13 protein-coding genes are annotated in these 12,887 nt (G+C 67.1%); 4 read left to right on the top strand and 9 right to left on the bottom strand.

Annotated elements, in window-relative coordinates:
• Window positions 1-4: 4 nt before the first annotated feature.
• From CPBF1521_RS04505 to CPBF1521_RS04480, 6 genes are all read right to left on the bottom strand, one after another.
• Complete coding sequence (locus CPBF1521_RS04505) at window positions 5-799, bottom strand: thymidylate synthase (RefSeq protein ID WP_104649447.1); 795 nt, start codon at window positions 797-799, stop codon at window positions 5-7.
• Window positions 796-1,686, bottom strand: coding sequence for a prolipoprotein diacylglyceryl transferase (gene lgt, locus CPBF1521_RS04500; protein ID WP_104584965.1), 891 nt, complete (start codon window positions 1,684-1,686; stop codon window positions 796-798). Before lgt ends, CPBF1521_RS04505 begins: the two co-directional genes overlap by 4 nt.
• 54 nt (window positions 1,687-1,740) lie before the next feature.
• Window positions 1,741-2,232, bottom strand: a complete 492-nt coding sequence (locus CPBF1521_RS04495; protein ID WP_164739960.1) for a TPM domain-containing protein — start codon at window positions 2,230-2,232, stop codon at window positions 1,741-1,743.
• On the bottom strand, window positions 2,232-3,131 hold the full coding sequence (locus CPBF1521_RS04490; RefSeq protein ID WP_115676158.1) for a TPM domain-containing protein: 900 nt from the start codon (window positions 3,129-3,131) through the stop codon (window positions 2,232-2,234). Before CPBF1521_RS04490 ends, CPBF1521_RS04495 begins: the two co-directional genes overlap by 1 nt.
• Window positions 3,132-3,158: 27 nt before the next feature.
• Window positions 3,159-3,791: a LemA family protein gene (locus CPBF1521_RS04485; RefSeq protein ID WP_104649654.1), complete on the bottom strand. Its 633-nt coding sequence runs from the start codon at window positions 3,789-3,791 to the stop codon at window positions 3,159-3,161.
• A 258-nt stretch (window positions 3,792-4,049) separates the two neighbouring features.
• The gene (locus CPBF1521_RS04480) at window positions 4,050-4,430 is read right to left on the bottom strand and encodes a diacylglycerol kinase (protein ID WP_104533011.1); all 381 of its coding nucleotides are present in this window, start codon (window positions 4,428-4,430) and stop codon (window positions 4,050-4,052) included.
• 319 nt (window positions 4,431-4,749) lie between these two features.
• Between CPBF1521_RS04480 and CPBF1521_RS04475 the strand changes: the two genes are divergently transcribed.
• Window positions 4,750-5,451, top strand: a complete 702-nt coding sequence (locus tag CPBF1521_RS04475; protein WP_104649655.1) for an SGNH/GDSL hydrolase family protein — start codon at window positions 4,750-4,752, stop codon at window positions 5,449-5,451.
• A 230-nt stretch (window positions 5,452-5,681) separates the two neighbouring features.
• Here CPBF1521_RS04475 and CPBF1521_RS04470 read toward each other — a convergent pair whose 3' ends face one another.
• The 3 genes from CPBF1521_RS04470 to CPBF1521_RS04460 all read right to left on the bottom strand — a co-directional run bounded on the left by CPBF1521_RS04470 (window position 5,682) and on the right by CPBF1521_RS04460 (window position 8,580).
• The gene (locus CPBF1521_RS04470) at window positions 5,682-6,953 is read right to left on the bottom strand and encodes a sensor histidine kinase (protein ID WP_104649656.1); all 1,272 of its coding nucleotides are present in this window, start codon (window positions 6,951-6,953) and stop codon (window positions 5,682-5,684) included.
• 140 nt (window positions 6,954-7,093) lie between these two features.
• On the bottom strand, window positions 7,094-7,807 hold the full coding sequence (locus CPBF1521_RS04465; RefSeq protein WP_002811889.1) for a response regulator transcription factor: 714 nt from the start codon (window positions 7,805-7,807) through the stop codon (window positions 7,094-7,096).
• 104 nt (window positions 7,808-7,911) lie between these two features.
• Window positions 7,912-8,580: an arylesterase gene (locus CPBF1521_RS04460; RefSeq protein ID WP_180708127.1), complete on the bottom strand. Its 669-nt coding sequence runs from the start codon at window positions 8,578-8,580 to the stop codon at window positions 7,912-7,914.
• Between the two features lie 91 nt (window positions 8,581-8,671).
• On the opposite strand from CPBF1521_RS04460, the gene CPBF1521_RS04455 reads away from it, so the two are divergent.
• From CPBF1521_RS04455 to CPBF1521_RS04445, 3 genes are all read left to right on the top strand, one after another.
• Window positions 8,672-9,289 (top strand): ABC transporter ATP-binding protein, encoded by a 618-nt coding sequence (locus tag CPBF1521_RS04455; RefSeq protein WP_256359910.1) that lies wholly within the window; start codon window positions 8,672-8,674, stop codon window positions 9,287-9,289.
• Window positions 9,286-11,769, top strand: a complete 2,484-nt coding sequence (locus tag CPBF1521_RS04450; RefSeq protein ID WP_115676157.1) for an ABC transporter permease — start codon at window positions 9,286-9,288, stop codon at window positions 11,767-11,769. Before CPBF1521_RS04455 ends, CPBF1521_RS04450 begins: the two co-directional genes overlap by 4 nt.
• Window positions 11,770-11,964: 195 nt before the next feature.
• Window positions 11,965-12,882: a TauD/TfdA dioxygenase family protein gene (locus tag CPBF1521_RS04445; protein ID WP_115676156.1), complete on the top strand. Its 918-nt coding sequence runs from the start codon at window positions 11,965-11,967 to the stop codon at window positions 12,880-12,882.
• Window positions 12,883-12,887: the final 5 nt, after the last annotated feature.

Raw genomic sequence — 12,887 nt, 5'->3', positions numbered from 1 at the left:
CTCGTCACACCGCCACCGGTGCCTTGATCGCCGGATGCGGGTCGTAGCCCTCGATGGCGATGTCGTCGAAGCGGAATGCGAACAGATCGGTCACGGCGGGATTCAGGCGCAAGGTCGGCAGCGCGCGCGGGGTGCGTGTCAGTTGCTCGCGTGCCTGCTCGAAGTGGTTCGAATACAGGTGCGCATCACCGAGGGTATGCACGAAATCGCCCACGCCCAGGCCGGTCGCCTGCGCCACCATATGCGTCAGCAAGGCATAGCTGGCGATATTGAACGGCACGCCCAGAAAGATGTCGCCGCTGCGCTGATAGAGCTGGCAGCTGAGTTTGCCGTCGACCACGTAGAACTGGAACAGGCTGTGGCATGGCATCAATGCCATCTGCGGCAGTTCGCCGACATTCCAGGCGCTGATCACCAGCCGGCGCGAATCCGGGTTGCGCTTGATCTCGTCCACCAGCCATTGCATCTGGTCGATCTCGACCCCGTCCGGGCCGGTCCAGCGCCGCCACTGCTTGCCGTAGACCGGGCCGAGATTGCCATCGGCGTCGGCCCACTCGTCCCAGATGCGGACCTGGTTGTCCTTGAGATACCCGATATTGGTATCGCCCTGCAGGAACCACAGCAGCTCGTGGATGATCGAGCGCAGATGCAACTTCTTGGTGGTGACCAGCGGAAAGCCGTCGTTGAGGTCGAAGCGCATCTGCCAGCCGAACACGCTGCGCGTGCCGGTGCCGGTGCGATCGGACTTCTCGGCGCCGTGTTCCAGCACATGCTGCAGCAGGTCCAGATAGGGCTTCACTTGGCCGCCTCCACGCCCGCAGGCTGCACCCGCACCGGCTGCAACACCGGCGCGCGGCGCGACATCGCCAGCAGCACCAGGCCCACCGCAATCAACGGCAGGCTCAGGATCTGCCCCATCGTCAGCCAGTTGAAGGCCAGGTAGCCGATCGGTGCATCCGGTACCCGCACGAATTCCACGATGAAGCGGAACACGCCGTACAGCAGCGCGAACAACCCGGACACCGCATAGCGGGCGCGCGGCTGCATCGAGAACGCCCACAGCACCACGAACATCACCACCCCTTCCAGCGCCGCTTCATAGAGCTGCGACGGGTGCCGCGCGAACTGGGTCAACGCACCGGCAGCGTATTGCGCCTGGATTTGCGCTGGTGCGACATTGGCCAGCTCCGGCGCATGCGGAAAGATCACGCCCCAACCGGCCTGGGTGAACTTGCCCCACAACTCGCCGCCGACGAAATTGCCCAGCCTCCCGAAGCCCAGCCCCAACGGGACCAGCGGCGCCACGAAATCCATCACGTCGAAGAAGTGCAGCCGATGCTTGCGCGTCCACAATCCGCAGGCGATCAGCACGCCCAGCAGGCCGCCGTGGAAGCTCATGCCGCCTTGCCATACCTTGAACAGGATCAATGGGTTGGCCAGCAAGCTGTCGAACGCATAGAACAGCATGTAGCCGATGCGCCCGCCCAGCACCACGCCGAGCATGCCGTAGAACAACAGGTCGGAAAATCCGTCCATGTCCACACCCGGCAGGCGGCCGCGCAGGATGCGCGAGCGTCCCAGTGCCCAGGCAGAGAAGAATGCGGCCAGGTACATCAACCCGTACCAGTGCACCTGCACCGGTCCAAGCGAGAAGGCGATGGGGTCGATGGCGTGCAGATAGATCATGCGGACCGCGGATCACAAAAAAGCGAGGCGTCTATTCTGACACCTCGCGCGCGCTCAGCCTAAGAGCTGGGGACGATCGGGCAGCTCGTCTTCATGCTGGGAGCCGGGGACGGCGGGGAAATGCTCGGTCAACAGCGCGGTCACCGCCTCGATCCCGGCCAGCACCGCCGCCTCGTACTCGCCATCGCGCAGGAACTGCTGCATGCGCCGGCACACCTCGGCCCAGTGCGCCTCCGGCACCCGGCTGCGCAGGCCGCGGTCGGCAACCACTTCGATGGCGTGGTCGGCCAGCAGCAGATACAGCAGTACCCCGTTATTGGCCTCGGTGTCCCAGGTGCGCAATTGCGCGAAGACCTGTTCGGCGCGCTGGCGCGCGGTCTGCCCACGCCATAGCGCCTCCAGCGGCAGGTCGGCATCCACCGCCACCATGATCTGCCCGGTGTGGGTGCGCTCGCTGGCGGCCACTGCCGCGGCGATCGCATCCATGCAGCTGGCCGGGAAACTGCGCTGCGCCGAGGGCGCGAAAACGTGTCTGAGCCACCGCATCACCAGCTCCCCGAGGCGCCACCGCCTCCCGATGATCCACCCCCACCACCCCAGCCGCCGCCACCGAAACCGCCGCGACCACCGCCTCCAAAGCCGCCGAATCCACCACCGCCCCAGCCACCGCCGCCGACAAAGCGCCCCGGTGAACCGGACGCCAGGCCCGCCAGCAGCCCGATCACCGCAGCGCCGGCGCTGGCAAACAGCAGCGAGGTAAACAGCAAGGCAGCGCCGCCGGCCGCGACGCCGGTCAGCAACGCGCGCAGCGGCCGCGGCAGGGCGCCGAGGATGCCACGCGCCACCATCGCGACCACAAAGCCGATGAACAAGGCCATGATCCAGCCACCGCCTCCGCCCGAACCATTGCCCGTGCCGGCAGCGGCGTGCCCGCTGACCGGCGCCGGCAAGGGCTCGCCCTCGATCAGGCCGGCCAGCGTCGCAGTCGCAGCGCCGATGCCGCCAGCGTAGTCGCCCTCACGGAAGCGCGGTGCCAGGTACTCCTGAATGATGCGATTGGCGGCAATGTCGGGGATCGCGCCCTCTAGGCCGTAACCGGGCTGGATGCGCACCCGGCGATCGTCCTTGGCCACCAGCAGCAGCACGCCGTCGTCCACGCCCTTGCGACCGATCTTCCACTGGTCGAACACGCGCTGGGTGTACTGCTCGATCGCCTCCGGCTGGGTGGTGGGTACGATCAGGATCTGCAACTGCGCGCCCTTGCGCTGCTGCAGGGCCAGCGCTTGCTGCTCGAGTTGCCGGGTCTGCGTGGCGTCCAATGTGCCGGTGGTATCGACCACCGGCGAGCGCAGTGGCGGAATGGCTGCAAGGTCCTGCGCCAGCAGCGAGGCCGGCAGCAGCAACAGCGCCAACATCCAGAACACCCAGCTGTGCGTTTGCCGCATTGCCTGACTCCTGCCTGGTAAGCGCTGTTACTGCGCAGGCTGCGGTTGCTGCGCAGGCTGTTGCTGCGGCGCCTGCTGGTTGCCGAAATCCACCTGCGGTGCGCGTGAGATCTGCGCCTCGTTTTCCACGCTGAAGTTGGGTTTGGGCTGGTAGCCGAAGATCTTGGCGGTGATCACCTGCGGAAACGAACGGATGTAGGTGTTGTAGTCCTGCACCGTCTGGATGTAGCGACCGCGCGCCACGGTGATGCGGTTTTCGGTGCCTTCCAGTTGCACCTGCAGATCGCGGAACGACTGGTCGGATTTGAGCTGCGGATAGTTTTCGCTGACCACCATCAGGCGCGACAGCGCGCTGCCGAGCTCGCCCTGCGCCTGCTGGAACCGTTTCAGCGAGGCTTCGTCATCGGCATTGACCTGGATCTGCCCGACCCGCGAGCGCGCGTTGGTCACTTCGGTCAGCACCTGACGCTCCTGCTGGGCATAGCCCTGCACGGTGCGCACCAGGTTGGGAATCAGGTCGGCACGACGCTGATACTGGTTCAGCACCTCCGACCAACCTGCCTTGACGCCTTCTTCCTTCTGCTGGATCGCGTTGTAGCCGCAACCGGACAGCGAGACGGTCAGCATCAGCAACACCAGGGCGCGAATCAGGACGGGCATGCAGGCGATTCCGTTGAAAGAGAGCCGCAGCATGCCACGCGGCGAGTCAACCCGGCATGCACATGCGCCCGCCAGGCAGCTGATCCCGGCCAGATGCGAGAAAGCCTGCAACCGCGGCAGTCACCGCTGGCTCCGTGGCGGCCGCCACGACCGCCGGCGCGCTCTGGTGCGTCGCTCGCACGAACGTCTCCACCTCCGCCTATCCAATCGCCTGCAGAAGCTGATCGGCGGCTGTGGCCTGCGCAGACGCACGGGCCGTCAGAACCACCGCGGCAGCAGTATCAGTCCCCAGCAGAGCAGCACATTGATCAACAGCAGGAACACCGCCGCCGAACCCATGTCCTTGGCGCGGCCGGCCAGCACATGGTGCTCGGGGCCGTAGCGCTCGATCACCGCCTCGATCGCCGAATTCAGCAATTCGGCCGCCAGCACGATCAGCAATGGCGCCACCAGCGCGATACGTTCCAGGCCGGACTGGCCGAGCCACAGCCCAAGCGGCGACATCACTGCCGCCAGACACACCTCCAGCCGAAACGAGGATTCATGCAGCCATGCCGCGCGCAATCCCTGCCATGACCAGATCGCCGCCTTGAGCATGCGGCGCGGACCGCGCGGCACGTGTCCCAGTTGATCGGCCATGCGGTCAGTGCTTCCGGCCGCAAGGGCATGTCTGGGGACGGCTAAAACGCATGGCGGGGTCACTGCTGAGGAAAGTGCGAATCTTGCACCGTCGTGCAGCGCGCCGCCAGGGCGCTGCCACGCGGTCGAACAGCTGACGTTGGGCCTGCCGGGCCGTCAGGTGCTGCCGCATGGCGCAATCTTCGCCACAGCGTCGGTGCAGGCACGGCGAGGCGATCTGCACGCACGGCGATCGCGGGTGCTGGAAACAATGGGTTTGCCCTGCGCTTCCAGCCTGTCGCACCATGATGGCCCGTTTTACTGTTGCAGGTTCCTTCGCATGACCAAACATCCCTTGCGCACGCTGCTGTGCGCCCTTGTGCTGTTGTCCGGCCAGCTACACGCCGCCACCCCGCACACCACGCCGCAGATACCGGCGCAGGTGTCTAATGCCGCCTGGGAAGCGGATATGCAGCGCTTCGCCGACAGCGACGCGCAGCAACCGCCCCCCAGGCACGGCATCGTCTTCGTCGGCAGCTCGTCGATCCGTTTCTGGGACACGCTGGCACAGGATTTCCCCGGCATGCCGGTGATCAATCGCGGCTTCGGCGGGTCGGAAGTGCGCGACAGCACCTGGTACGCCGACCGCATCGTGATCCCGTATGCGCCGCGCCAGGTGGTGCTGTATGCCGGCGACAACGATCTCAACAGCGGCCGCACGCCGCAGCAGGTCCGCGACGACGTGCTGGCATTCGTGACGCGCATCCGCCGCGATCTGCCCAGCGCGCGCATCAGCTACCTGTCGATCAAACCCAGCCCCTCGCGCGCCCATCTGCTGCCGGCGATCGTGACCGCCAATCGCCTGATCAAGGACGCACTCGCGCCGCTGCCGCAGGTGGACTACGTGGACGTCTACACGCCGATGCTCGATGCCACCGGCAAGCCACGTGCCGCGTTGTTTCGCGACGACATGCTGCACATGACCGCCGATGGCTATGCCATCTGGCGCAAGGCCGTGGCACCGGTGTTGGAGCAGAAGTAACGCTTGGCGGGTCGATCTGGCGTCGCACTCGCCAGATCAACCCATTGCGTCACCGATCCCGCAGAGGCACCTGGCGTCTGCGGGATATCGGCACGGCACGCAGCCTCGTTGCCATGTGGTGGAAAACAGCAGCATCGGCAGCCGCAAACGGCGCCCTGGGCGCATGCGACCCATCTCCCTGGTCAGTGGCAGATTGCAGGCAGCCACATGCCGCTACGGCCACTACTCCCTCAGGCCACCACCACCGCAACCGAGGTGCCCACACCGGACTCGCTATGCAGTTCGATCCGCCAGCCGAAGCGATCGCACAACCGGCGCACGATCGACAGGCCCAGGCCGGTGCCCTGCGGGCGGGTGGGATCGGCGCGGAAGAACGGCTCGAACGCGCGCGCACGCGCCTCTTCGCTCATGCCGATCCCGGTATCGCGCACGATGATGCGGTCCTGGGTGACTTCCACCTCGATGCTGCCGGTATCGGTATAGGCGCAGGCATTGCGCAGCAGGTTGCTGAGCACCACGCGCATCACCCGCGGCGGGGCGAACATCTGCAGGCTGCGGTCACCGACCATCGTCAGGGACACCGGCTTGTCGCCCAGCAACTGGCGGGCGCTATCGACTTCCTCGCTGGCCAGTTCGGCGGCATCGAAGGTCTCGCTTTGCGGGTCGATCTCGGCTTCGCGCGCCAGGATCAGGAAGGCGTCGATCACCGCTTCCATGTCACGGCCGGCGCGCTGAATCCGGCGCAGGCTGCGCTGGGTGCGTTGCGACAATTCGTCGTCGGCCAGCGCCATGTCGCTGGCCACCCGGATCACCGTCAACGGTGTGCGCAGTTCGTGGCTGGCATCGCGGGTGAAGTTGCGCTCGCGCGCGACATGGTCGCTGACCTTCTGCCCGAGCGTATGCAGGGCAGCGGCCAGCTGCCGCGTTTCACCTTGCAGGTCGGCGGGCAACCGCTCCGGTGCCAGTTCGTCGACATCCGGGTTGCGCGGGTCCCACTGCGAGACGCGCCGTGCCAGCCAGCTGATCGGCGACACCAGGCGTTTGGAGATCCGGTAGGTCACCCAGAACACGCCATAGATCGCCAGCAGCACCAGCATCGCCGGCACGATTCCGAACCAGAGCGTCAGATGGGCCGCACGCGAGCGTGGGAACACCAGGTACAGACGCCCTTCCGGACGTTGATCGACGTACACCAGGGCATCGGCGGCAGCCACTTCGCTGAAGCCTGGCGACAACCGCTGCAACTCCGCCGGCGCCGTGTCGCGGCCCTGGCCGGCAGGCAAGAAATAGCCCTGGATATTGCGTGTATTCGGCGGCGGATTGTTCGGTGCGTCCTTGTGCACGCGCCAGAAATGCACCGCCTCGTCGGCCAGCACGGTCCGCACCAGGCTGTACTTGATGACGAAGGACAGCAGATAGCCACCCAGCACGATCGCCAGGCTCGCCAGAGCGACCTGCAGGAGGAAGGCCAGACGTATTTTTCGTGGAAGCCCGTGCGGCATTGCTGCATCCAGGGGAGAGCGCCGGATTATAGGCAACGCTTCCTAAGCCCGTCGTGCAGCCAGACGGCAGCGCGCGGAAACGAGCGGCGCGTGGGCGCCTACAGGTGGCCGGCCGCCAGCATGGCGGCCGGCCGGCGACATCAGGCCATCGGCTGGGCGATGTCGGCAATGCGATAGCCGGCGCTCTGCACGGTGTGCAGCAGCGGGCGATCAAACGGCTTGTCGATGATCTTGCGCAGGTTGTACAGATGGCTGCGCAGGGTGTCCGAATCCGGCAAGCCGTTGCCCCAGATCTCGCGCTCGATTTCCTGGCGGGTCACCACCCGCGGCGACTCGCGCATCAGGATGGTGAGCAGCCGCAGACCGATCGGCGAGAGCTGCAGCTCGGTACCGGCGCGGGTGGCGCGCATGCTGACCGGATCGAGCACCAGGTCGGCGACCTTGAGCACTTCCGACCCGACCTGGCGGCGCTCGCGACGGATCAGGGCACGCAGGCGCGCTTCCAGTTCCTGGATCGCGAACGGCTTGGTCAGGTAGTCGTCGGCGCCGAAACCCAGGCCGGTGAGCTTGTCGTCCAGCGTGTCGCGGGCGGTCAGCATCAGCACCGGGGTGGACTTGCGTGCGTCGTTACGCAGGCGGCGGCACACTTCGATGCCGTCCAGACGTGGCAGCATGAGATCCAGCACGACCACGTCGTAGCTGTTCTCGGCGGCCAGACGGTAGCCGTCGAGTCCGTCCTGCGCATAGTCGACCTCGAAGCCACGGCCTTCCAGGTACTCGCCGATCATTTCAGAGATATTGCGGTTGTCTTCAACGACCAGCACGAGGCCGGACGTTTCCTTGGTCTGACGCATGGACTTTCCTCGGTCTTCAGCTTTGTGAAACATGCCGGATCGGCAGTGGAAAGGGCGTGAAGACCATCTAACGTTTTGTGACGGCGGGCGTTGCCCGCCGGCCGTCAACGGCCGAGCAGGGGGCGCAGCGCGGGCCACACCGTTTCCAGCACCCTGGGCTGGGCCGTGGCAGTGGGATGCAGGCCGTCCGCCTGCATCAGGCCTGGCTGCAGCGCGACCTTTTCCAGGAAGAACGGCACCAATGCGGTCTTGTACTGGCTGGACAGGTCGGCATAGGTCGCCTTCAGGCGTTCGCGATAGGCGGGGCCATAGTTGGGCGGCACATCGATGCCGAGCAGCAGCACCTTCGCGCCGGCCTGCTGGCTGAGCTGGATCATCTTTTCCAGGTTGCCCTTCAGCTGGGCCGGGGTCAGGCCGCGCAGCGCATCGTTGCCGCCGAGTTCGATCACCACCACGCCGGGGTGGTGCTTCTGCAGCAGGCCGGGCAGCCGCGTCAATGCACCGGAGGTGGTCTCACCGCTGATGCTGGCATTGACGACCGCCGGTGGCGTCGCCATGTCACGCTTGAGGCGTTGGTCCAGCAAGGTGACCCAGCCAGACTGCACCGGGATGTTGTGCGCAGCGCTCAGGCTGTCGCCGACGACCAGGATCGGGGCGGTCGCCACCGGACTTTTGGCAGAGGCAATTCCCGGCGCGAGCAGGGACAGTGTCAGCAGCCACAGGACCAGCACGCCATATCGCAGTGTTCTTTCACGCATTCGGAGATTCCTCATCGACAGTCTGGCCCCCCACTCCAGTACCCGCATTGCCATCGACGTCCGCGACGTCGGCAAGTCCGTCAGTGGACCGGAGGGAACACTCCACATCCTCGACAAGGTCAGCTTGACGGTCAGTGAAGGCGACAGTATCGCCATCGTCGGCGCATCCGGCTCGGGCAAGACCACCCTGCTCGGCCTGCTGGCCGGGCTGGACCTGCCCAGCCGCGGCAGCATTGCGCTGTCCGGCCAGGAGTTGGGCCAGCTGGACGAAGAGGCCCGTGCCGCCTTGCGCGCGCGCGAGGTGGGCTTCGTGTTCCAGAGCTTCCATCTGCTGCCGGCGCTGACCGCCGAAGAAAACATCGCGCTGCCGCTGGAACTGGCCGGGCGCGAGGACCCGGCGCGGGTACGCGAGGTACTGGAGGCGGTCGGCCTGAGCGCGCGTGCGCGCCACTACCCGCGCCAGCTGTCAGGTGGCGAGCAGCAACGCGTGGCGCTGGCACGCGCATTCGTGGCCAGACCGCGCATCCTGTTTGCCGACGAGCCCACCGGCAGCCTGGACCAGACCACCGGCGCGCAGATCAGCGACCTGTTGTTCGCGCTCAATGCCACCAGCGACACCACCCTGGTGCTGGTGACCCACGACATGACGCTGGCGCAGCGTTGCAAGCATATCTACCGCATCGACAGCGGCCGCCTGCACGCCCAGACCGGTCCGGCCGCATGAACGTGCTGCGTCAAGCCGCACGCGCGGTGCGCCGCGAGTTCCTGGCCGGCGACCTGCTGACCGTATTCGCCGCGCTGGTGCTGGGCGTGGCGGTGATGACGGCGGTTGGCACGCTGGTCGATCGGGTGACCCTGGCGCTGACCTCCAGCGCGGCCGAGGTGCTCGGTGGCGATCTGGGCGTGACCGGCCGCCAGGAAATCCCGGCCGACTTCGCCGCCGAAGCGCAACGCCGCGGCCTGCAGAGCACGCGCATGGTCAGCTTCCCCAGCGTGCTGTTTTACGGCGAGGCCAGCCAGATGGCCAATATCCGCGGTGTCGGTGCCGGCTACCCGTTGCGCGGGCAGTTGCTGGTGTCCAGGGACAGCGCCGGCATGCAGGGCACGCCTGCGGGCGCACCGCCGCCGGGCCAAGCCTATGCCGATCCCCGCCTGCTGGAGGCCCTGGGCCTGCGCGTGGGCGAACAGCTGGAATTCGGCGCCGGCCACCTCACCATCACCGGCGTGCTGCGGGCCGAACCGGATGCGTCCGGCGAGCTGATGCAGCTGTCGCCACCGCTGCTGGTCAATCGCGCCGATATCGATGGTGCCGGATTGCTTGGCCCCGGCAGCCGCGCTTCGTACCGGCTGATGTTCTCCGGTGCGCCCGATGCCATCGCCGAACTGCGCGCCTGGCTGAAACCGCGCGCCAGCGAATTCCGCCTGGTCGGCATCGAGGACACCCAGCGCGGCATGCGCGCGGCGTTCGATCGTGCGGGGCGCTTTTTGGCCTTGTCGGCCTTGCTGGCGGTGCTGTTGTCCGGTGTGGCGACCGCGTTGGCAGCGAACCGCTTTGCGATGCGCCGGATCGACACGGTGGCGGTGCTGCGCTGCCTGGGCGCACGCCAGCGCGACATCCTGGCGATGCTGTCGCTGCAATTGCTGCTGACCGCGATTCCGGCCTGCCTGGTCGGGATCGGGCTGGGCATGCTGGCGCAGGAAGGCCTGGTGCAGGCGCTGGGCAGCCTGATCCCGGACCGGCTGCCGTTGCCGCAGGCCACCCCGGCCCTGGCCGGTGCAGGCATCGGCCTGGTGCTGTTGCTGGGCTTCGGCCTGCCGCCGCTGCTGCGGCTGCGCAACGTGCCGCCGATGCGTGTGCTCAACCGCAGCTTTGCCGCGGTGCCGCCGAGTTCCCTGCTGGTCTACGCCGCGGCATTGGCGGCCACGCTGGCGCTGACCGTGTATGCGACCGGCAACCTGGTGCTGGCCGGCTGGGTGCTGGGCGGGCTGGCCGCCCTGGCGTTGGTGGCGATGGCACTGGGGCTTGGCCTGCTGGCCTTGCTGCGGCCGATCCAGCACCGCCTGCGCGGCGCGTGGAAGCTGGGGCTGGCTTCGCTGACGCGGCGACGCGGTCTGAGCGTGGTGCAGCTGGTCGGGCTGTCGCTGTCGTTGTGCGCGCTGCTGCTGCTGGCGGTGGTCGGCCCCGGCCTGCTCGGGCAATGGCGCGACCGCCTGCCGGCGGAGACGCCCAACTATTTCCTGATGAACATCCAGCCCGAGCAGACCGGGCCGGTGCTGCAGACGCTGCGCGGCCTGGGCGTGGACGATGCGGCCGTGGAGCCGTTTTCGACCGGGCGGCTGGTGGCGATCAACGACAAGCCACCGCTGCGCGGCGACCGCGATCCGGCCGACGATGGCGACGGCGACAACCGCCCGGTTAACTTCTCCTGGCGGCACGCATTCCCGCCGGCAAACACCTTGCTGGAAGGCAGATTCTGGGCGGCCGACAGCACTGCGCCGGAGGCCTCGGTGGAAGAAGGCTGGGCGCAGCGGTATCAGCTCAAACTCGGCGATCGCATCACCTTGCTGCTGGGCGAGCAGCAGCGCAGTTTCACCGTCACCAGCATCCGCAAGGCCGACTGGGATTCATTCCGGGTCAATTTCTTCCTGCTGCTCAACCAGGGCGCGGTCGGCGATGCGCCGTACAACCTGATTTCCAGCTTCCATCTGCCGCCCGGCAATGCGCCCAAGCTGGCGTCGTTGAGCCGCGATTACCCCAACATTTCGGTGCTGGATATCGATGCCATCCTCGGCCGCGTGCGCGAGGTGATCGACCAGGTGGCGCAGGCGGTGCAACTGGTGATGGGCTTCAGCCTGCTGGCCGGTGTGTTGGTGCTGCTGGCAGCCCTGCAGGCCACCGCCGGCGAGCGTCGCTATGACAGTGCGGTGCTGCGCACGCTGGGCGCGCGGCGCGGCCAGTTGCGTGGTGCGGTGCTGGTGGAGTTCGGCGCGCTTGGCCTGCTGGCAGCGACACTGGCGGTGACCGCCGCGGCGGTGATCGGGGCAGTGGTCGGACAGAAGGCATTCGAGATTGCATTGACGCCGGATTGGCCGCGCCTGCTGCTCGGCGGTGCGTTTGGCCTGGCGTTGAGCCTGCTGGCCGGCTGGTCGGGCACGCGCCGCATCCTGTCCACGCCGCCGGCGCTGGCACTGCGGACCGACTGAGGCCGGGTTGGCTGGACACGTGAGCAGGGCGGCGCGCAGGCGTCGCCCTTTTGCGTTCCGTCGCACCGGTGCATATACCGGCAGCGCATAAGCACCTTGCCAATCGTACGTTCGCAGCGGCGAGCGGACTGCCTACAGTGGTGTGTCCGGCCGCCGGCCCAGGCGGCCCTTCGTTGCCGTCGAGGTGCCACCGTCATGGCCAGCGTCCCTTCTGCTGCACGTGCGCAGCCGCCGCGCGATGCGGTTTCCGCCGAACACGCTTCCAGTGTCCGGATCGTGCCGTTCGATGCCCCGCTGGGCGCCGAAGTGATCGGCCTGGATCTGTCGCAGCCGCTGGATGCGGAGACCTTCGCGCGCATCCACCAGGCGCACCTGGACTACCACGTGCTGGTGTTTCGCGAGCAACGCATCACGCCGGCGCAGCAGGTCGCCTTCAGCCGTCGCTTCGGCCCGCTGCAGATCCATGTGTTGCGCAATTTCCAGTTGCGCGGGCATCCGGAGGTACTGGTGGTCTCCAACATCAAGGAAAACGGCGAGCCGATCGGCCTGGGCGACGCCGGCCACTACTGGCACTCGGATCTGTCCTACAAGGACACCCCCAGCCTGGGATCGCTGCTGCACGCGCAGGAACTGCCCAGCGAAGGCGGCGACACCTTGTTCGCCAACCAGCACCTGGCCTGGCAGACCCTGCCCGACGCGCTCAAGCAGACGGTGCAGGACCTGCGTGCCGAGCACAGCTACCTGGCCAAGTACGAGGAACTGCGTGCGCGCAATCCGTGGCGCCCGGCGCTGACGCCGGAACAGATCGCCGAAGTGAAACCGGTGCAGCATCCGGTCGTGCGCACGCACCCGGAAACCGGCCGGAAAGCGCTGTTTGTCAGCGAGCATTTCACCACCCGCATCGTCGGCCTGCCCGACGACGAGAGTGCCGCGCTGCTGCAGGCCCTGTTCGACCACAGCACCCGCGATGCCTTGGTGTACCGGCATCGCTGGCAGCCGCACGACATGGTGTTCTGGGACAACCGCTCGGTCATGCATCTGGCCGCCGGCACGCCCGATCACCTGCGGCGGCGCCTCAACCGCACCACCATCGAAGGCGATGCGCCGTTCTAGCAAGG

Origin of the sequence: Xanthomonas euroxanthea, assembly GCF_900476395.1 — a bacterium.
Classification (GTDB): domain Bacteria; phylum Pseudomonadota; class Gammaproteobacteria; order Xanthomonadales; family Xanthomonadaceae; genus Xanthomonas; species Xanthomonas euroxanthea.
Note: the sequence above shows the minus strand (reverse complement) of the source record. Positions and strands in the feature narration are given on the sequence as shown.

Excerpts from the sequence above, each read along its gene's own strand:
- CPBF1521_RS04460 (WP_180708127.1), bottom strand. The coding sequence starts at position 8,580 with ATGAGGAATCTCCGAATGCGTGAAAGAACACTGCGATATGGCGTGCTG.
- CPBF1521_RS04445 (WP_115676156.1), top strand. The coding sequence starts at position 11,965 with ATGGCCAGCGTCCCTTCTGCTGCACGTGCGCAGCCGCCGCGCGATGCG.
- CPBF1521_RS04470 (WP_104649656.1), bottom strand. The coding sequence starts at position 6,953 with ATGCCGCACGGGCTTCCACGAAAAATACGTCTGGCCTTCCTCCTGCAG.
- CPBF1521_RS04450 (WP_115676157.1), top strand. The coding sequence starts at position 9,286 with ATGAACGTGCTGCGTCAAGCCGCACGCGCGGTGCGCCGCGAGTTCCTG.
- CPBF1521_RS04495 (WP_164739960.1), bottom strand. The coding sequence starts at position 2,232 with ATGCGGTGGCTCAGACACGTTTTCGCGCCCTCGGCGCAGCGCAGTTTC.
- CPBF1521_RS04490 (WP_115676158.1), bottom strand. The coding sequence starts at position 3,131 with ATGCGGCAAACGCACAGCTGGGTGTTCTGGATGTTGGCGCTGTTGCTG.
- lgt (WP_104584965.1), bottom strand. The coding sequence starts at position 1,686 with ATGATCTATCTGCACGCCATCGACCCCATCGCCTTCTCGCTTGGACCG.
- CPBF1521_RS04475 (WP_104649655.1), top strand. The coding sequence starts at position 4,750 with ATGACCAAACATCCCTTGCGCACGCTGCTGTGCGCCCTTGTGCTGTTG.
- CPBF1521_RS04480 (WP_104533011.1), bottom strand. The coding sequence starts at position 4,430 with ATGGCCGATCAACTGGGACACGTGCCGCGCGGTCCGCGCCGCATGCTC.
- CPBF1521_RS04485 (WP_104649654.1), bottom strand. The coding sequence starts at position 3,791 with ATGCCCGTCCTGATTCGCGCCCTGGTGTTGCTGATGCTGACCGTCTCG.
- CPBF1521_RS04465 (WP_002811889.1), bottom strand. The coding sequence starts at position 7,807 with ATGCGTCAGACCAAGGAAACGTCCGGCCTCGTGCTGGTCGTTGAAGAC.